Below are 17,964 nucleotides of genomic sequence, written 5' to 3' on the forward strand. Positions count from 1 at the left end.
AACTCAATGTCCAACAATTACGATTCATCAAGCATTAAGGTGCTTAAAGGCCTCGATGCGGTACGTAAGCGCCCAGGAATGTACATCGGTGATACTGATGATGGTACTGGCTTGCACCACATGGTTTTTGAGGTTGTCGATAACTCTATCGATGAGGCTCTTGCTGGTCACTGTGAAGATATCATTGTTACGATTCACGAAGATGGTTCGGTTTCTGTAAGCGATGACGGTCGTGGTATTCCGACTGAACTTCACGAAGAAGAAGGTGTGTCTGCGGCGGAAGTTATCATGACCGTCCTTCACGCTGGTGGTAAATTCGATGATAATTCTTACAAAGTGTCTGGCGGCCTCCATGGCGTAGGTGTTTCGGTTGTAAACGCCTTGTCTGAAAAAGTTGAGCTAACCATTAATCGTAATGGTCATATTTATCAGCAAACGTATTGTCATGGTGTGCCTCAAGCACCATTGGCAGAGGTTGGTGATAGTGATAAAACTGGTACCCGTTTACGTTTTTGGCCAAGCGAAGAAACCTTTACTAATAATCTTGAATTTCATTACGAAATATTAGCGAAACGTTTACGTGAATTGTCATTCTTGAATTCTGGCATCTCAATTCGATTGATCGATGAACGCGAAGAAGGCAAGCAAGACCACTTTACCTATGAAGGTGGTATTCGTGCCTTCGTTGAGCACTTAAACCGTAATAAAACTCCGATTCACCAGAAGGTTTTTCACTTTGATAGTGAGCGTGAAGATGGCATTACTGTTGAAGTGGCGATGCAGTGGAATGACGGTTTCCAAGAAGGCGTTTACTGTTTTACCAACAATATCCCTCAACGTGATGGCGGTACCCACTTAGCGGGTTTCCGTGGCGCATTAACCCGTACTTTAAATACCTTCATGGATAAAGAAGGTTATTCAAAGAAAGCCAAAGCGGCAACATCTGGTGATGATGCACGTGAAGGCTTGATCGCGGTTGTTTCGGTTAAAGTCCCTGATCCTAAGTTCTCAAGCCAAACTAAAGATAAGCTAGTATCAAGCGAAGTGAAAACTGCGGTTGAATCAGCAATGAATGAGAAGTTTGCCGAGTTTTTATTAGAAAGCCCAGCAGATGCTAAAATCATTTGTGGCAAGATCATTGATGCTTCACGCGCCCGTGAAGCGGCACGTAAAGCCCGTGAAATGACTCGTCGTAAAGGCGCATTAGATTTAGCCGGTCTTCCAGGTAAACTTGCTGATTGTCAGGAAAAAGATCCTGCACTATCTGAACTTTACATCGTGGAAGGGGACTCTGCTGGCGGTTCAGCCAAGCAGGGACGTAACCGTAAAAATCAGGCAATCCTACCGCTTAAAGGTAAGATCCTAAACGTTGAAAAAGCCCGTTTTGATAAGATGTTATCTTCTCAAGAAGTGGCAACCCTGATCACAGCAATGGGCTGTGGTATTGGTCGTGACGAGTACAACCCAGATAAATTGCGTTACCACAATATCATCATCATGACCGATGCCGATGTCGATGGTTCGCACATTCGTACGTTGCTATTGACCTTCTTCTACCGTCAAATGCCAGAGCTTATTGAGCGTGGTCATATCTATATTGCCCAGCCACCACTTTACAAAGTGAAGAAAGGTAAGCAAGAGCAATACATCAAAGATGATGAAGAGATGAACCAATACCAAACATCATTGGCATTGGATAATGCATCACTGTTTGCTAATGATGGTGCGCCTGCAATGACAGGTGCCGCACTTGAAGGTTTGGTGACTCAGTACAATAGCGGCATGAAATTGATTGAGCGCATGAGCCGTCGTTACCCAACATTAATGCTTAACGAGTTGGTTTACCAACCCCGTCTAAGTACTGAAATGCTAGCGGATAGCGCGCAAGTTGAAGCATGGTTAACGCATTTGATTGCGGCATTAAATGCCAAGCAAACAGGTGAAAGCCAGTTTACGTTTGAAATTTTACGTGATGAAGAGAATAACGTCTTCTTACCTAAGGTTGTGGTTCGTACACACGGTGTTGACCATGAATATCCATTAAGCTTTGATTTACTTAATTCAAAAGAATACGGTAAATTGGCTGATTTGTCTGAAGCATTAGACGGTCTATTGGATGAAACTGCTTTTGTTCAGCGTGGTGAGCGTAAGCAGCCTATCGAAAGTTTCAAAGAAGCATTAGAGTGGCTTAACAAAGAATCACGTCGTGGTCTTTCTTTACAGCGTTATAAAGGTCTGGGCGAAATGAACCCTAACCAGTTGTGGGAAACAACGATGGATCCTGAAGTTCGTCGCATGCTACAAGTAACGATTAATGATGCTGTTGCAGCTGATGAACTGTTTACCTGTTTGATGGGTGATCAAGTTGAACCGCGTCGTAACTTCATTGAAGAGAACGCATTAAAAGTGGCTAACCTTGACGTGTAGTTTGTCATCGCGTTAGTGAACTATTAAAAAACGCCGCTAGTAATAGCGGCGTTTTTTTATGGGCGGTTGTTGATTATTAGGCTAAGAGGGTAGGGTACTTGTTAGCCTTCGGCATAAGCGTGGGTGATCTCTTCGGCAATTATTTTAATCCCTTGATCCATCAGTTCATCACTTTGAACGTAGTTCATCCGTAAACATTGCTGACTGTGTCGCCATGGTTTGTCTAAACCAATAAAGAAATATTCCCCTGGAACAATTAACACCCCGCGCGCTTTTAAACGTCGATAAAGTTCTTTGGTAGTGATCGGTAATGCATCGCACCACAGCCATAAGAATATCGCACCTTCAGGTTTATGGATTCGAAACCGTGGATCAGTAATATAGTGCTGTAATCGACTCACGGCATATTGTGCTTTACGGTAATAAAAAGGGCGAATGATGTCATGGCTTAAACGTAATAAGTCATTACGCGCGATTAGCTTATCAGCAATTGCTGGGCCTAAACTGCCGGGTGCTAAATTGATAATACCGTTGATATTGGTGAGCGCAGTAATAATCTCTTCATTGGCAATCACAATTCCGCAGCGAATACCCGGTAAACCTAATTTGGAAAGGCTCATACATAATATGGTATTACGGTTCCAAAACGGGGTTACGTCGGCAAAGATAATATCAGGGAAAGGTATGCCGTAAGCATTGTCGATAATCAGTGGAATATTATGCTGTTGTGCCAGTGTATCAAGCTGCTTAATTTCATCGTCAGTCAGCACGTTACCGGTCGGGTTAGTGGGGCGTGATGCACAAATCGCTCCAATGCTGTCATCGATAACTAATTGACTAAAATCAATATGGTATTTAAATAAACCATCGTTCAACAAGCTGATTGTTGGCTGGTAGGAGATAAACATATCATCATCAAGACCAGCACTGGCATAGCCAATATATTCTGGCGATAGCGGTAACAGGATCTTTTTATGGGAACCATCTTGGCATTTACCGGCTAATAAATTGAATAAATTAAAGAAGGCACTTTGACTACCGTTGGTGAGGGTGATGTTTTTACTGCTGATGTCCCAACCATAATGTTGCTTAAGTAAGGTCGCGAGGGCGCTAATAAAAAGGTCTTTTCCTTGAGGGCCATCGTAGTTGGTGATGGCGGCGGTTAACTCTCCCGTGGCAGCCATTTCAGCCAGCAGCTGATTAAAATAATCGACCATTGCTGGGATTTGAGCCGGATTCCCCCCACCAAGCATAATCGCATTCGGGTTGGTTAAACCATCATTTAAATCGTGCATTAATTGGGTAATGCCTGAATCGCCAGCGAATTTATCGCCAAAGCCAGAAAATTCCATGGTGCTATCGACCTCTATATCAGTGCAGTTTTGAGTGGTTGCGATACCCATGATGTAGCGTGGGCGAAAGATCAAAATACCTGATTGCAATCAGAAGCGAAACCCTTTGTTAGTTCTAATAGTAGTGGTCGGCTGTGTCGAGTGTTTCACGTGGAACAATTGGAATGATAAAAAGTTAGCTTATAAAAAAACCACGCCGTAGCGTGGTTAGTCATTCTTATTTATTAGCGATAATCGTTACTTTTGCAGTAATGAAATATCAGCGACTTGTAAGAACTGGTTACGCAATAGGTTAAGCAATGCTAGACGGTTAACTTTAAGTTGTTCGTCATCAGCCATCACCATTACGTTATCGAAGAAAGCATCGACAGGTTCGCGTAGTGATGCTAGCTCTGTCAGTGCTTGCTGGTAATCACCGACAGCGAAGACTGGTGCTAGGGCTGCGACAACTGTCTCAACTTTTGCTGCTAGCTCTTTCTCTGCGGTTTCTACAAGTAAGCTGTTATCAACCGTTGTTGGTAACTCACCGTCAAACTTAGCCAGAATGTTACCCACACGCTTATTGGCTGCGGCTAGTGATTCTGCTGCATCCAATTCACGGAAGTGACTTACCGCTTTTACACGCTTATCAAAGTCAGCTGGTTGAGTTGGGTGCATTGCTAGCACAGCTTGAATAACATCAATGCTGAAACCTGCGTCTTGATACCATGCACGGAAACGACCCAGCATAAATTCAATCACGTCTGAATCAACATTAGCGTTAGTTAGCTTGTCACCAAACAGTGAGTGCGCTTTCGCAACAAGATCAACCAAGTCAAGATCGTAACCGTTTTCAACGATGATACGCAGTACACCTAAAGAAGCACGACGTAATGCAAATGGGTCGCTACCTTTTGGTGCTTGGCCAATACCAAAGATACCAACAATAGTATCTAGTTTGTCAGCCATTGCCACTGCAGATGATACGCCAGTGCTTGGTAGTTGGTCGCCAGCAAAACGAGGCATGTATTGCTCGTTCAGTGCTAGCGCCACATCTTCAGCTTCGCCATCATGACGTGCATAGTGCATGCCCATCACGCCTTGGGTCTCAGTGAACTCAAATACCATTGAGGTCATTAAGTCACACTTAGCCAGTAGGCCAGCACGTTTAGCGTTAGTGACATCAGCACCGATCTGGTCTGCAATGTAGCCCGCAAGTTCAGTGATGCGATCGGTTTTATCTTTAATCGTACCTAATTGCTTTTGGAAGATAGCTGTCTCAAGTTGAGGCAGACGATCAACTAACTTGCTTTTAAGGTCAGTATTAAAGAAAAACTCAGCATCGGCTAAACGAGGACGAACCACTTTCTCATTACCTGAGATAACTTGGCTTGGATCATTTGAGATGATGTTAGAAACGAAGATGAACTTAGGCACTAAGTTGCCTTCAGTATCGTAAACAGGGAAGTACTTTTGGTCACCTTTCATGGTGTAAACCAAGGCTTCAGAAGGTACCTTTAGGAACTCTTCTTCAAATGAAGCGGTTAGTACAACTGGCCATTCAACCAGTGAAGTCACTTCTTCAACTAATTCATCATCAAGATCTGCAATCCCGCCAACAGCATCAGCTGCTAGCTTAGCATCAGTCAAAATGATTGCTTTACGTGCTTCGTAATCTGCCATTACCTTGCCGCGCTCTTCTAGAATCGCAGGGTATTGGTCAGCATTATCGATAGTAAATTCAGCTTCACCCATAAAGCGGTGACCACGAATAGTACGCGCCGAAGCCACACCTAAAATAGTGCCTTCGATAAGCTCGTCACCTAATAGCATCGTTAGTGTTTTCACTGGACGAATAAATTGAGTGTCTTTATCACCCCAACGCATAGGGCGTGGAATAGGAAGCTTAGCGAGTGCAGCTGCGGCAAGTTCTGGCAGTAATGTTTGGGCGGGTTGGCCTTTCACTTCTTGCTTGAACAGTAGCCATTCGCCTTTATCGGTAACCATGCGCTCAGCTTGATCAACCGTAATGCCATTGCCACGTGCCCAACCTTGAGCAGCTTTGGTTGCATTACCGTCAGTATCAAAAGCAGCAGCGATAGCAGGACCGCGTTTTTCAACGACTTTATCTGGTTGATTTTCAGCAAGCGCTGTCACTTTAAGTGCAAGACGGCGCGGTGCTGCATACCACTTAATACCTTGGTGAGGTAAGTTAGCGGCTTTTAGTTCTGCTTCAAAGTTGGCTGCAAACGCTTCAGCTAGAGTGCGAAGTGCCTTGGGTGGCAACTCTTCAGTACCTAGCTCAATTAAGAAATTCTTATCTGTCATGGCTATCCCTTACTTATCTTTTTTACACATTGGGAAGCCAAGTGCTTCGCGTGATGCGTAGTAAGCTTCAGCAACTTGTTTGGTTACGTTACGAATACGTAGAATGTAACGTTGACGCTCAGTCACTGAGATTGCTTTACGGGCATCAAGTAGGTTGAAGGCATGTGCTGCTTTCAATATACGCTCGTAAGCAGGTAATGGCAGTGGCTGCTCAAGAGCTAATAGCTTCAGTGATTCTTTCTCGCACTGGTCAAAGAAAGTAAATAGGAAATCAACATCGGCGTGTTCAAAGTTGTAAGTCGATTGCTCAACTTCGTTTTGATGGAAGATATCACCGTAGGTTACTTTACCTAGTGGGCCATCTGTCCAAACTAAGTCATAGACTGAGTCAACGTTTTGAATGTACATCGCTAGACGTTCGATACCGTAAGTGATTTCACCTGTAACAGGCTTACACTCAAGGCCACCAACTTGTTGGAAATAAGTAAACTGCGTTACTTCCATACCGTTAAGCCAAACTTCCCAGCCAAGACCCCAAGCACCCAAGGTTGGGTTTTCCCAGTTGTCTTCTACAAAACGGATGTCATGTACTTTTGTATCTACACCTAGCACTTCTAATGAGCCTAAGTACAGTTCCTGAATGTTATCTGGAGACGGCTTAAGCATTACCTGGAACTGATAGTAGTGCTGAAGACGGTTAGGGTTTTCACCGTAACGACCGTCGGTTGGACGGCGAGAAGGTTGTACATACGCTGCTGCAATTGGTTCTGGACCTAGAGCTCGTAGACATGTCATTGGGTGCGAGGTACCTGCGCCCACTTCCATGTCAAGAGGTTGCACAATAGTACAGCCTTGTTGGCCCCAGTAATCCTGCAGCGCGAGGATCATGCCCTGAAAGGTTTTAATATCGTATTTCTGCATTGTCAGCTTCGCGAGATTAGTGGATGAAATGATTAGTTATCAAGTATACATTGCCAGCCAAGAGGCGAGTAGGGTCCGTGAGTGTTTTTTATCCATCAGGGGCTTGTTTTGAGATAATTCCCGTTATTGAAGCTGATTTTTAGCCACCTTTTAACATTATTTTGATGGCGTAAATAGAATGGTTGATTACAATAACGATAAAAGATATTACGTCGAAAGCCTTTCGATGTGATTTTTATCATACCCTCGATGATTTGATCGAGCACATGGGTCTTGAAATAAGATGGTAAATAAACAAGTAATGACGTCAAAAACGTGGGTTCGTGCCGCTGTAATTTCAGTTGTGGTAGCAATTACGATGACAGGTTGTTCTACTGTTAACCCTTACACAGGTGAAAGCCAAACCGCAAAAGGTACGGGTGGTTCAATCATTGGTGCATTAGCGGGTGCTGCAATTGGTATCGCTTCTTCAAGCAAGCATGATCGCGGTAAAGGTGCGCTAATTGGTGCTGCATCGGGTGCAGCATTGGGTGGTGGTATTGGTTATTACATGGATGTACAAGAAGCGAAATTGCGTCAGCAACTCGCATCTTCAGGAATCACGGTTACGCGTAATGGCAATAACATCATTTTAAATATGCCAAATGAAATTACTTTTGGTGTAGATCAGTCTTCATTAAATGGCCGTGCGATGGAAGCGTTGCATAATGTAGCATTGGTAGCGAAGGAATATCCTAAAACTCAACTTAACGTATTAGGCTTTACTGATAGCTCTGGTGCTGCGGCTTATAACCAGCGTTTATCACAAGTACGTGCTGGTGAAGTAGGTAACTACCTTATCCGTCAAGGTGTTAATGCTAACCGTGTTGTCTCTCAAGGTCGTGGAGAAAACAGCCCTGTAGCGACTAATGGTACATCACAAGGTCGTGCACAAAACCGTCGTGTTGAGATCATTCTATCTCCACTAGGTTAATTTTCTCGTATTGAGAATGATATTGTTGTGTAATATATATAAAAACCATGAGCTTAGGCACATGGTTTTTTTTTGATTAAAAATAGGATGGTGGCTAGTTTCATGTGAAACCTTGGTGAGCTTAGGGAGGCATTAACGCATTATAACCGTGGCTTTAATTAAGCTGTAACTGTGATTTCAGCGCAAGATAATCACTTATTAGCATGTTAAAGTAAGCATTATATTTAACACGTTATGAGTTATAAATGAGGCTGATTCAGTTACAGTAGGAGGCTTGAATGACACGATTTTTAGCAATCTCTCCCCAAAGTCAGTGTTGGTTATTTCATATTGCATTAGCACTGAATATTATCGGTATGATGCTGACTGATCTGTGGTTACCAATGGTGGTGGGTACTATTATTAGTACGTATTTAGCTGTCGATGCATGGGTACGTTTACGTTATGTATTACCATTAAAAAAACAGCAACAGCAATTACAGCAGCAGCTCGATAATTTGCGTCAGCAGCAACATAATCAAGAGTAACTAAAAAGCAGCGTCGATGAGCGCTGCTTTGTGTTTGATTAGTTATTAACGCCTTTTTGTATCAGAAAACGGTAGGGTAGTGTTTCTGTTTCTGCGGCAATGAGCGTGTGATCCATAAAGCGACAAAAGCTCGGAATATCGCGGGTGGTTGATGGATCATCAGCAATGACTAATAAGGTTTCATTGGCTGCCATTTTCCTGACAGTCTTACGGACCATCATTACTGGCTCTGGGCAGCGCAGGCCTTGTGCATCGAGGTTATAGGTCGGATTTTCAAAAATTGCAGTCATAATTTACACGTATTATTGTAGACATTACGATCATACTGATGGATAAGAATTAATCAATAAGACTTGGCAAATCAAGATAAACTGTGTAACGTTGTTAACAATACATTAACTTTTTCTTTCTAATGGATTAGGGGGATATTATGTTGACATCAATCGACCGCGTAATGATTTATGCCGTGTTGTGTATCATTTCATTTAGTACCATTATGCTAACCAGTCATCATTCGACAGGTCTATTTGCTATCGGTGGATTACTTGCTGCGATCCTTGGGTTATGGGTTGAACTCAGCAATAAAAATGAATTGGAACAACAAAAAAACCAGCGTTAATACTGGTTTATGATGCAAGATATAGATGTTCCCGCTTTAAAAGGCGGGATTTTTTTTATCTATCCCGCCATACTGTCGCCATAGAGGATTAATTTTAAGCGTTAGAGAAGTAAACCATGGAGCTTGAAGAAGTTTACCGTCGTGACTTAAATTTGCTGGTTGCGTTAAAAGTGTTATTGGATGAATGCAGTGTTAGTCGCGCAGCCGTCAGGCTTAACCTCAGCCAATCAGCGATGAGTCGAGTGCTTGGGCGGTTACGTGATTTGCTTGGGGACCCATTGTTTACTCGTCAAGGGCAATCATTGTTACCGACTCAACGGGCGCTAGAATTAAATGAACAATTAAATGAGCCGTTGGAATCTCTGCGATTGTTACTGACGCCGAGTGATTTTGAACCTGCCGCCTGTGCTCAAACATTTAAGATTGCTACCACTGACTATGCTATGCAGACTATTTTGCCGTTTGCATTACCGCGTATTTATCAAGAAGCCCCCCACATTTCATTAGCGTTTAATCCGTTGCAGCATGATAATTTGTTGTCACAGTTAACCTCTGGTGGCTGTGATTTAGCAATTTGTCGTCCGGGTGCCGATGTTGAACCGTTATGCCATCAGTTATTAGGGTTGGTGAGTGTGTTTTGTTTAGTGAGCCAGAATCACCCATTAGCCAATAAAACCCTCACATTCCAAGATTACCTAACTTATCCGCATGCGATGATTGCCGTTAGCGATGGGGTTAAGGCATTAATTGATGAGCAGTTACGTGGTTACCCTCAACCGAAAATGGTATTACGGGCTTCTCATCTAGAAGCCGCCCTCGCGATAATTGAACAGATGCCGTTGATCATTACAGTGCCAGCTGATTTGGCTTATTTAGTTGCAGAGCGTTACCAATTAATTGTGAAGCCATTGCCGTTTGAATTTAAGCCGTTTGAGTATTCATTATTATGGCATGCACGCTGTGAGCATTCAGCATCACAAATATGGTTACGTAATATTATTAAAGAAGAGTGTGGGCGACTGATTAATTCACGCATCCATGATATTGGCTTGTTGTAGTGAGTGTGGGCAAATAAAAAGGCCAGCTCATGGCTGACCTTAATCGTTATTTATAACAATCATGCGTTATAGCATTACAGTTTAATCACGACCCGACCTGTGATCTGACCATGGGTGATCGCTTCTGCACATTCTGCCACTTGTTCAAGAGTCACTTCACGGCAGGCTTGTTCAAAGTAGCTTGCTGGTAGTAATTCAGTTAGACGTTGCCATGCTTGTTGACGCTTTTCAAACGGACACATGACAGAATCGATACCTTGTAAACGTACGTTACGTAGAATGAAAGGCATGACTGTTGTGGGTAAATCAAAGCCGCCAGCAAGGCCACAAATTGCGACTGCGCCGTTGTAGTTAATTTGGCTTAGTACTTTTGCTAAAACTTTACTGCCTACAGTATCAATCGCACCAGCCCATAATTGCTTATCAAGTGGTCGAGCCGGCTCTTCAAAAACACTACGGTCGATAATAGTGGTTGCGCCTAGTTGCTTCAGTAATGGGCCGTTAGTTTCAGCGCGGCCTGTTACTGCCGCTACTTTATAACCTAGCTGTGCCAGTAATGTAACGGCAACAGAGCCGACACCACCGCTAGCGCCTGTTACTAAAATTTCACCATCTTCTGGTTTTACATTAGCATCAACAATTGCTTGTACACATAACATGGCGGTTAAGCCAGCAGTACCGACCATCATCGCTTGTTTGCCATCAAGGTTGGTAGGTAATGGTACGAGCCAATCTGCTTTTAGACGTGCTTTTTCTGCCATACCACCCCAATGACCTTCACCGACGCCCCAGCCAGTAAGCACCACTTTATCGCCAATCTGGTAGCGATCATCACTTGATTCAGCCACTGTACCGGTCAGATCAACACCTGGAACCATAGGGAATTGACGTACGATACGACCTTTACCGGTAATTGCTAAGCCATCTTTGTAGTTTAATGAAGAGTAATCAACATCAATTAATACATCACCTTCAGGTAATTCAGATGTTGCCACTTGGCGAATAGTTGCTAGTGTTTTTTTATCTTCTTGTTCTAGTACTAGTGCTTTAAACATTGCAATACTCCGGGGAAATCATGGTTAGCAATTAAGATAGAATTGAGTGTAGACGGCTTATCTCGATGAAGAAAATGAAACTTACTCATTGTATCTATGTGTAAGTTGCATGTTGTTTGTTCCATGATACAGCCAGCCGCAACACCTTTGGCATTGAGTGTAATTATTCTATTCGTTCAAAGATAGTGGCAATGCCTTGTCCTAAACCGATACACATAGTGGCTAAACCAAAGTGGGCATGTTGTTGTTCCATAATATTGATTAGGGTGGTTGAAATACGTGCGCCCGAACACCCCAACGGATGACCGAGTGCGATAGCGCCGCCATTTAGGTTTATTTTTTCATCGAGTTGATCTATTAATCCCAACGCTGTAATGCAGGGTAACGTTTGGGCGGCAAAGGCTTCATTGAGTTCGATAACGTCGATATCATTTAAGCTTAAGCCTGCCCGTTGTAATGCTTTTTGAGTCGCAGGTACTGGACCAAAGCCCATTAATGAGGGCTCACAACCTGCAATTGCCATGGCTTTTATACGCGCTCGAATAGGTAAACCTAATATGCGTGCTTGGCGTTCATCCATTAATAACATTGCCGCTGCGCCATCTGATAACGCTGATGATGTACCTGCTGTGACAGTACCGTTGGTGGGATCAAAAATAGGCCGTAATTGGCTTAATCCAGCGAGGGTTGTTTCAGGGCGAATAACCTCATCGGTAGTATATCTTTTCAAAATACCGTCGCTATCATGACCTTCAGTAGCGAAAATTTCATGGCTAAATCGACCTTCGATTGTGGCGGCATGGGCGCGTTGGTGTGAGCGTACGCCAAATTGGTCTTGCAGTTCACGGCTAATAGCATATTTTCGAGCCAGCATTTCCGCGGTGAGTCCCATCATTCCTGCTGCTTTGGCGACTGTTTTTGTCAGTCCTGGGTGGAAATCAACCCCGAGAGTCATCGGCACATGGCCCATGTGCTCAACCCCGCCAATTAAACAGCTTTGAGCATCACCGACCATAATTGCACGGGTAGCGTCATGCAGTGCTTGCATTGATGAACCACATAAGCGGTTTACGGTTGTTGCGCCTACTGTGGTTGGGACCCCTGCGAGTAGGGCTGAGTTACGACCAATATTAAATCCTTGCTCTAAGGTTTGTTGCACACAGCCCCAATAAATATCGTCTAGATCGGCTGGGTCTAACTGAGGATTGCGGGTTAATAATCCTTTCATTAAATGTGCCGATAAATCTTCAGCGCGAACATGACGAAATGCGCCACCTTTTGAGCGCCCCATTGGGGTACGGATGCAGTCAACAATCACAACGTTATTCATAATAAGCTCCTTAGTGGGTCATCGTGACCGCTATTGCTGCAGGGTAATAGCGCTCATTCGCTATTGCTTTCGCTCTTAATCCGTCTGGTACTTGATATAACGGCCCAAGAGATTGGTAGCTATCGGCTAACGCGACGTAGTTGGCTAGCCCTAAATGATCTAAATAACGGAACACACCGCCTCTAAATGGTGGAAAGCCTAAACCGTAGACTAGCGCCATATCGGCTTCAGCTGGCGTCGCAATAATGTTTTCTTCTAAGCAGCGCACGACTTCATTAATCATTGGGATCATCATGCGGTCAATAATGGTGGCATTATCAAATGAGGTCGGTGTTGCTGCAATGGAGGCGAGTAAGGTTGCGGTTTGTGGATCGATGGTTTTTTTAGGTTTCCCTTTTTTATCGAGGCGGTAATTGAAAAAGCCTATCCCTGTTTTTTGCCCAAAGCGTTGTTGCTCGTATAACACATCAATAGCATCGGTATCGTGTTTTGCCATACGTTGCGGAAAGCCTTGCGCCATCACTTTTTGAGCGTGATGGGCAGTATCAATGCCAACCACATCCAGCAGATAAGCCGGCCCCATTGGCCATCCAAAATCCTGCTCCATGACATTATCAATCTGACGATAATCACCACCATCACGCAGTAATAAACTAAATGCCGCGAGATAAGGGAATAAGACCCGATTAACAAAAAAACCAGGACAATCATTAACCACGATGGGCGTTTTTCCCATTTGAGCGGCATAAGCCACCACGCGATCAATGGTTTCATTGGCAGTGTGTTGGCCGCGAATGATCTCAACTAATGGCATTTTGTGAACTGGATTAAAAAAATGCATCCCACAAAAATTTTGAGGACGTTGTAATGAGGCTGCTAATAAATTAATGGGAATGGTTGAGGTATTAGAGGTGATCACCGTGGTGTCGGTAACGTGTTGTTCCACCTCAGCGAGCACTGCTGCTTTTATAGATGGATTCTCAATCACCGCTTCAATAATGACATCGACTAGGTTGGGATCTGCATAGGTAAGGGCTGGAGTGATAGTGGCTAACGTTGCCGCCATTTGTAAGCCATCAATGCGTCCTCGAATGAGTTTTTTATTGAGTAACTTCGCTGCTTGCTGCATCCCAAGTGTTAAGGCGTCACGAGTAATATCTTTCATAATGACGGGAACATGATGAGTTACAGATTGGTAGGCAATGCCACCGCCCATGATCCCTGCGCCCAATACCATCGCTTGTTGGGTTGGTTTTGCAGTTTTTAGTGCTTGTTTGGCTTGGCTTTTGAGGTATTGGTCATTGAGAAAAATACCGACCAGCGCTTGAGCGACATCAGTTTTAGCGAGGGTAACAAAATGGGTATTTTCGATAGCCAGCGCTTGTTGACGTTTACAGGTTGCGGCAGCTTCTATCGCTTTCACCGCAGCCATTGGTGCAGGGTAGTGTTTACCTGCAATACTCGCCACCATTGCTTTAGCAGTCGTAAAACTCATTAAGGCTTCAGTAGCGCTTAAGCGTAATGGGGTTTGCTTTTGATTGCGACGTTGCTGCCAATCTAAATCACCTGCAATGGCTTGTTTAATCATGCTTAATGCTGCTGTCGGTAAGGTATCAGTGGCAACCACTGCATCGACTAACCCTACTTTTAAGGTTGCATCCGCTGTTTTATCTTTGCCTGCGGTGATCATTTCGATTGCGTTATCTGCACCAATTAACCGCGGTAAACGGACGGTGCCACCAAAGCCGGGCATGATCCCGAGTTTGGTTTCTGGTAGTCCAATACGGGCTTGATGATCGACAACTCTAAAATCAGTGGCGAGTACACATTCGCAGCCACCGCCAAGGGCATAACCATTAATGGCGGAGATGGTTGGAACCGGTAAATCTTCTAATTTATTAAAAATTGTATTGGCGTGATGAAGCCATTGCGAAAGTTGATCCGTGGGGAGTGCGAATAACCCTAGAAACTCGGTGATATCTGCACCGACAATAAAAGCCGTTTTGGTTGAACGTAAAATGAGACCGTTAAGATTGGGTTGTTGATACAGTGCATCAAGGGCAAGGTTAAAACTTTCAAGGGTGGCTAAGTCGAATTTATTGACTGAAGATGGCGCATCAAAAATAAGTTCAGCAATACCCTCTTCAAGGTAACGGACTGAGAGTGTTTCACCGTGGTAAATCATGTTCTATCTCCATATATTCCATTCTATGACGGATCAGGCGCGATCTAACTGGTTTGACCTGTAGTGGTTAATGTTTAGTCTGAACCGCAATGCGCACAAATTCAATAAATAATTTAAACATTTATGTAACATTGTCAGTTGGTGCATCATCTTCAATACAATTATTTGTATACTAAGACTTGTTACAAGCGTGCATTAGCATTGCTTGGGTCGTGATAGGAATATGTTATCCTGCCCCTCTTTTTTTATGATGGGATATGTGTCATGTCAACTTCTGAGCCTTATTTGATCCCACTGCAGTCGATAGTTTTCGAAGAAGAAATAAAGAAAAGCCATTTTCTTACTTATTTAGCACACACCGCGTCAATTGAGGCTGCTAAACAGTTTATTGGGGAAGTGAAATTAGCCCATTCAAACGCCAATCATCATTGCTGGGGTTTTATTGCTGGTCGACCAACCGATTCAATGTTGTGGGGCTTTAGTGATGACGGTGAGCCATCGGGTACCGCGGGTAAACCAATATTAGCCCAATTAAGTGGTAGTGGTGTTGGTGAGTTAACAGCGGTTGTTGTACGTTACTTTGGTGGTATTCACTTAGGTACGGGTGGATTAGTTAAGGCTTATGGTGGAGGTGTACAACAGGCATTAACGTTATTAACCACACAACAAAAGATTATCATTAGTGAGTTGTTTTTATGTTGTGATTATAATCAAATTTCATTAGTTGAAGCATTATTAAGTGAATATAACGGCACTCAACTTAACGCTGATTATGGTCAACAAGTGAGTATGTGTTTAGCACTAGATAGTCGAATTGTGGCTGAGTTTAGCACCAAACTAATTAATCGTAGTGGTGGGCGGATCGTTGCAACATCAACCCCTGATAGTTAACCACTCTTCTTTATTATGTATTTTCAGATGAGGGCCGATTAAGGCCATGCAGTTTCGTTCAATTATTCGTATCGTCGGGCTGTTGCTCGCTTTATTTAGTGTCACTATGTTAATTCCCGCATTGGTTGCTTTGATTTACCGTGATGGTGCGGGATTTCCGTTTGTGGTGACTTTCTTTTTACTGTTAGCTGGAGGGTCATCATTATGGTTTCCTAACCGTTACCAACGGCACGAATTAAAAGCCCGTGATGGTTTTTTAATTGTGGTGTTATTTTGGAGCGTCATTGGTAGCGCAGGAGCTGTACCTTTTCTTTTATCTAAAAATCCAGATTTGTCGGTTGCTGACTCCTTTTTTGAATCATTTTCTGCACTGACAACAACGGGTGCAACGGTAATTGTAGGGCTTGATCATTTACCGAAAGCGATCTTATTTTATCGCCAGTTACTGCAGTGGTTTGGCGGTATGGGGATCATCGTGTTAGCGGTGGCGATATTACCGGTATTGGGTATCGGTGGCATGCAGCTATACCGTGCGGAAACACCAGGTCCGGTAAAAGACAGTAAAATGACACCACGTATCGCTGAAACCGCAAAAACGTTGTGGTACATCTATCTGGTATTAACAATTGCTTGTGCGTTAGCGTTTTGGCTTGCTGGTATGAGTGGCTTTGATGCAATATCCCATAGCTTTTCAACGATTGCGATTGGCGGGTTTTCAACCCATGATGCCAGTATCGGCTATTTTAATAGTCCAATGATTAATATGATCACGGTGGTTTTCCTCTTAATATCAGCTTGTAATTTTTCACTTCACTTTGCAGCATTTGGTAATGGTAAAATCAATCTTAAAACGTACTGGCGAGATCCTGAGTTTAGAGCGTTTTTTGTGGTGCAGTTTATTTTATTTGCGATTTGCTTTGGGTTGTTATTAAAGCACCATTCTTATGACCAAACTTTTGATGCTTTTGATCAAGCATTGTTTCAAACCGTCTCTATTTCTACTACTGCGGGCTTTACCACCACCGGATTCTCTGATTGGCCATTGTTTTTACCTGTTTTACTGTTGTTCTCCTCTTTTATTGGTGGTTGTGCTGGTTCAACAGGAGGTGGGATGAAAGTTATTCGAATGCTATTACTTTCACTTCAAGGGGTGCGAGAGCTAAAACGTTTAGTGCATCCTCGAGCGGTGTATACCATTAAACTTGGTCATAAAGCGTTACCTCAACGGGTCGTGGATGCGGTGTGGGGTTTTTTCTCTGCTTATGCACTGGTGTTTGTGGTGTGTATGCTGGCACTTATCGCAACCGGTATTGATGAGTTAACCGCATTTTCTGCAGTAGCCGCCACGCTTAATAATTTAGGTCCAGGCTTAGGGGAAGTTGCCGTCCATTTTGGTCAGGTAAATGACTCCGCGAAATGGATCCTCATTATCGCTATGCTATTTGGGCGTTTAGAAGTGTTTACATTATTAGTTTTATTTACGCCGACCTTTTGGCGTAACTAAAGGAGCAATCATGGAAAAGGTGTTATTTCTACATTCCAGCAGTGAAGGACAAACAATTAAAATCCTTAATCATATAGAGAGGGATTTAGGTGATCAGTATTGTTGTGAATATAGCGATATTCACTTAGAGCCAAAAATTGATTTTAGTGGTTACGATCGAATTCTGGTCGGGGCTTCTGTACGCTATGGACATTTAAACAAAAAGCTTTATCAATTTATCGATCGTAATCTTACGGATCTTGAGCAAGCTAAAGTCGCTTTCTTTTGTGTTAACTTAACTGCGCGTAAAGAAGGTAAAGATACTCCAGCTACTAGTGCTTATATAAAGAAGTTTTTATTGAAGTCGCCATGGCATCCTAAAATGATGGCAGTCTTTGCTGGTGCATTACGTTATCCACGTTATAACTTTTTTGATCGCACTATGATTAAGTTGATAATGAAGTTAACAGATGGTGAAACAGATACAACTAAAGAAGTTGAATATACCGATTGGCAAAAAGTGTCGAATTTTAGCCAACAGTTTAAGGCGTTATAATCGTATTATTGATCGCTTTGTTTGCTTTTTGATCTAACGAACCCTTTTTATTGATAAAAAGCATAAAGTAGTTGCGATGGCAGCAGTTGTCTCTATACTGCTGCTCTATCGAGACGCTGAGCAGCTTTATAAAGAAGGTGTTATGCTTCAATCGATTGGATAATATTCCAGATGGAATAATTTAAAAAGTGGTTGACACTTTACGTTATTCCGTTAGAATGACCGTCCACTTCAACGAAACGATTAAACAGTTAAATGTTTGGTTCTTCGAAGAAGAATG

General features: G+C 43.2%; 15 protein-coding genes. 8 read left to right on the plus strand and 7 right to left on the minus strand.

What is annotated here, in order from left to right:
• Positions 1-6: 6 nt before the first annotated feature.
• Positions 7-2,427 carry a DNA topoisomerase (ATP-hydrolyzing) subunit B gene (gene gyrB, locus BTO21_RS19855; RefSeq protein WP_045029787.1) on the plus strand — a complete coding sequence of 807 codons (2,421 nt, stop codon included), beginning with the start codon at positions 7-9 and terminating at the stop codon, positions 2,425-2,427.
• Between the two features lie 101 nt (positions 2,428-2,528).
• On the opposite strand, the gene BTO21_RS19860 is transcribed toward gyrB, so the two are convergent.
• The 3 genes from BTO21_RS19860 to glyQ form a co-directional block, all read right to left on the minus strand.
• Positions 2,529-3,779: a valine--pyruvate transaminase gene (locus tag BTO21_RS19860; protein WP_045029809.1), complete on the minus strand. Its 1,251-nt coding sequence runs from the start codon at positions 3,777-3,779 to the stop codon at positions 2,529-2,531.
• 237 nt (positions 3,780-4,016) lie between these two features.
• Positions 4,017-6,086 (minus strand): glycine--tRNA ligase subunit beta, encoded by a 2,070-nt coding sequence (glyS, locus tag BTO21_RS19865; protein ID WP_045029789.1) that lies wholly within the window; start codon positions 6,084-6,086, stop codon positions 4,017-4,019.
• Positions 6,087-6,095: 9 nt separating this feature from the next.
• Positions 6,096-7,007 carry a glycine--tRNA ligase subunit alpha gene (glyQ, locus tag BTO21_RS19870; protein ID WP_036789134.1) on the minus strand — a complete coding sequence of 304 codons (912 nt, stop codon included), beginning with the start codon at positions 7,005-7,007 and terminating at the stop codon, positions 6,096-6,098.
• A 301-nt stretch (positions 7,008-7,308) separates the two neighbouring features.
• Between glyQ and BTO21_RS19875 the strand changes: the two genes are divergently transcribed.
• Together BTO21_RS19875 and BTO21_RS19880 are read left to right on the plus strand one after the other, a co-directional pair.
• The gene (locus tag BTO21_RS19875; RefSeq protein WP_105026983.1) at positions 7,309-7,980 is read left to right on the plus strand and encodes a YiaD family glycine zipper/OmpA-like lipoprotein; all 672 of its coding nucleotides are present in this window, start codon (positions 7,309-7,311) and stop codon (positions 7,978-7,980) included.
• A 278-nt stretch (positions 7,981-8,258) separates the two neighbouring features.
• Positions 8,259-8,507 (plus strand): hypothetical protein, encoded by a 249-nt coding sequence (locus BTO21_RS19880; protein WP_045029793.1) that lies wholly within the window; start codon positions 8,259-8,261, stop codon positions 8,505-8,507.
• A gap of 38 nt (positions 8,508-8,545) precedes the next feature.
• Here BTO21_RS19880 and tusA read toward each other — a convergent pair whose 3' ends face one another.
• Positions 8,546-8,797: a sulfurtransferase TusA gene (gene tusA, locus BTO21_RS19885; RefSeq protein ID WP_045029795.1), complete on the minus strand. Its 252-nt coding sequence runs from the start codon at positions 8,795-8,797 to the stop codon at positions 8,546-8,548.
• A 140-nt stretch (positions 8,798-8,937) separates the two neighbouring features.
• On the opposite strand from tusA, the gene BTO21_RS19890 reads away from it, so the two are divergent.
• Together BTO21_RS19890 and BTO21_RS19895 are read left to right on the plus strand one after the other, a co-directional pair.
• Complete coding sequence (locus BTO21_RS19890) at positions 8,938-9,126, plus strand: hypothetical protein (RefSeq protein ID WP_045029796.1); 189 nt, start codon at positions 8,938-8,940, stop codon at positions 9,124-9,126.
• 116 nt (positions 9,127-9,242) lie between these two features.
• The gene (locus BTO21_RS19895) at positions 9,243-10,184 is read left to right on the plus strand and encodes a LysR family transcriptional regulator (RefSeq protein WP_045029798.1); all 942 of its coding nucleotides are present in this window, start codon (positions 9,243-9,245) and stop codon (positions 10,182-10,184) included.
• A gap of 74 nt (positions 10,185-10,258) precedes the next feature.
• Here BTO21_RS19895 and acuI read toward each other — a convergent pair whose 3' ends face one another.
• The 3 genes from acuI to fadB form a co-directional block, all read right to left on the minus strand.
• Entirely contained in the window at positions 10,259-11,239 is a 981-nt protein-coding gene (acuI, locus tag BTO21_RS19900; protein ID WP_045029799.1) for an acrylyl-CoA reductase (NADPH), read from the minus strand.
• Between the two features lie 163 nt (positions 11,240-11,402).
• Positions 11,403-12,569 (minus strand): acetyl-CoA C-acyltransferase FadA, encoded by a 1,167-nt coding sequence (gene fadA / locus BTO21_RS19905; protein WP_045029801.1) that lies wholly within the window; start codon positions 12,567-12,569, stop codon positions 11,403-11,405.
• Positions 12,570-12,579: 10 nt separating this feature from the next.
• Positions 12,580-14,754, minus strand: coding sequence for a fatty acid oxidation complex subunit alpha FadB (gene fadB, locus BTO21_RS19910; protein ID WP_045029803.1), 2,175 nt, complete (start codon positions 14,752-14,754; stop codon positions 12,580-12,582).
• A 264-nt stretch (positions 14,755-15,018) separates the two neighbouring features.
• Between fadB and BTO21_RS19915 the strand changes: the two genes are divergently transcribed.
• The 3 genes from BTO21_RS19915 to hemG are packed head-to-tail and all read left to right on the plus strand — an operon-like array spanning position 15,019 to position 17,684.
• Complete coding sequence (locus BTO21_RS19915; RefSeq protein WP_045029804.1) at positions 15,019-15,645, plus strand: YigZ family protein; 627 nt, start codon at positions 15,019-15,021, stop codon at positions 15,643-15,645.
• A gap of 46 nt (positions 15,646-15,691) precedes the next feature.
• Positions 15,692-17,149, plus strand: coding sequence for a TrkH family potassium uptake protein (locus BTO21_RS19920; RefSeq protein ID WP_045029806.1), 1,458 nt, complete (start codon positions 15,692-15,694; stop codon positions 17,147-17,149).
• Between the two features lie 10 nt (positions 17,150-17,159).
• Positions 17,160-17,684 carry a menaquinone-dependent protoporphyrinogen IX dehydrogenase gene (gene hemG / locus BTO21_RS19925; protein ID WP_065192536.1) on the plus strand — a complete coding sequence of 175 codons (525 nt, stop codon included), beginning with the start codon at positions 17,160-17,162 and terminating at the stop codon, positions 17,682-17,684.
• Positions 17,685-17,964: the final 280 nt, after the last annotated feature.

The organism is Photobacterium phosphoreum (assembly GCF_002954725.1).
GTDB lineage: Bacteria > Pseudomonadota > Gammaproteobacteria > Enterobacterales > Vibrionaceae > Photobacterium > Photobacterium phosphoreum.

Coding starts and splice junctions, on each gene's coding strand:
- gyrB (WP_045029787.1), top strand. CDS start 7: ATGTCCAACAATTACGATTCATCAAGCATTAAGGTGCTTAAAGGCCTC.
- BTO21_RS19860 (WP_045029809.1), bottom strand. CDS start 3,779: ATGGAATTTTCTGGCTTTGGCGATAAATTCGCTGGCGATTCAGGCATT.
- glyS (WP_045029789.1), bottom strand. CDS start 6,086: ATGACAGATAAGAATTTCTTAATTGAGCTAGGTACTGAAGAGTTGCCA.
- glyQ (WP_036789134.1), bottom strand. CDS start 7,007: ATGCAGAAATACGATATTAAAACCTTTCAGGGCATGATCCTCGCGCTG.
- BTO21_RS19875 (WP_105026983.1), top strand. CDS start 7,309: ATGACGTCAAAAACGTGGGTTCGTGCCGCTGTAATTTCAGTTGTGGTA.
- BTO21_RS19880 (WP_045029793.1), top strand. CDS start 8,259: ATGACACGATTTTTAGCAATCTCTCCCCAAAGTCAGTGTTGGTTATTT.
- tusA (WP_045029795.1), bottom strand. CDS start 8,797: ATGACTGCAATTTTTGAAAATCCGACCTATAACCTCGATGCACAAGGC.
- BTO21_RS19890 (WP_045029796.1), top strand. CDS start 8,938: ATGTTGACATCAATCGACCGCGTAATGATTTATGCCGTGTTGTGTATC.
- BTO21_RS19895 (WP_045029798.1), top strand. CDS start 9,243: ATGGAGCTTGAAGAAGTTTACCGTCGTGACTTAAATTTGCTGGTTGCG.
- acuI (WP_045029799.1), bottom strand. CDS start 11,239: ATGTTTAAAGCACTAGTACTAGAACAAGAAGATAAAAAAACACTAGCA.
- fadA (WP_045029801.1), bottom strand. CDS start 12,569: ATGAATAACGTTGTGATTGTTGACTGCATCCGTACCCCAATGGGGCGC.
- fadB (WP_045029803.1), bottom strand. CDS start 14,754: ATGATTTACCACGGTGAAACACTCTCAGTCCGTTACCTTGAAGAGGGT.
- BTO21_RS19915 (WP_045029804.1), top strand. CDS start 15,019: ATGTCAACTTCTGAGCCTTATTTGATCCCACTGCAGTCGATAGTTTTC.
- BTO21_RS19920 (WP_045029806.1), top strand. CDS start 15,692: ATGCAGTTTCGTTCAATTATTCGTATCGTCGGGCTGTTGCTCGCTTTA.
- hemG (WP_065192536.1), top strand. CDS start 17,160: ATGGAAAAGGTGTTATTTCTACATTCCAGCAGTGAAGGACAAACAATT.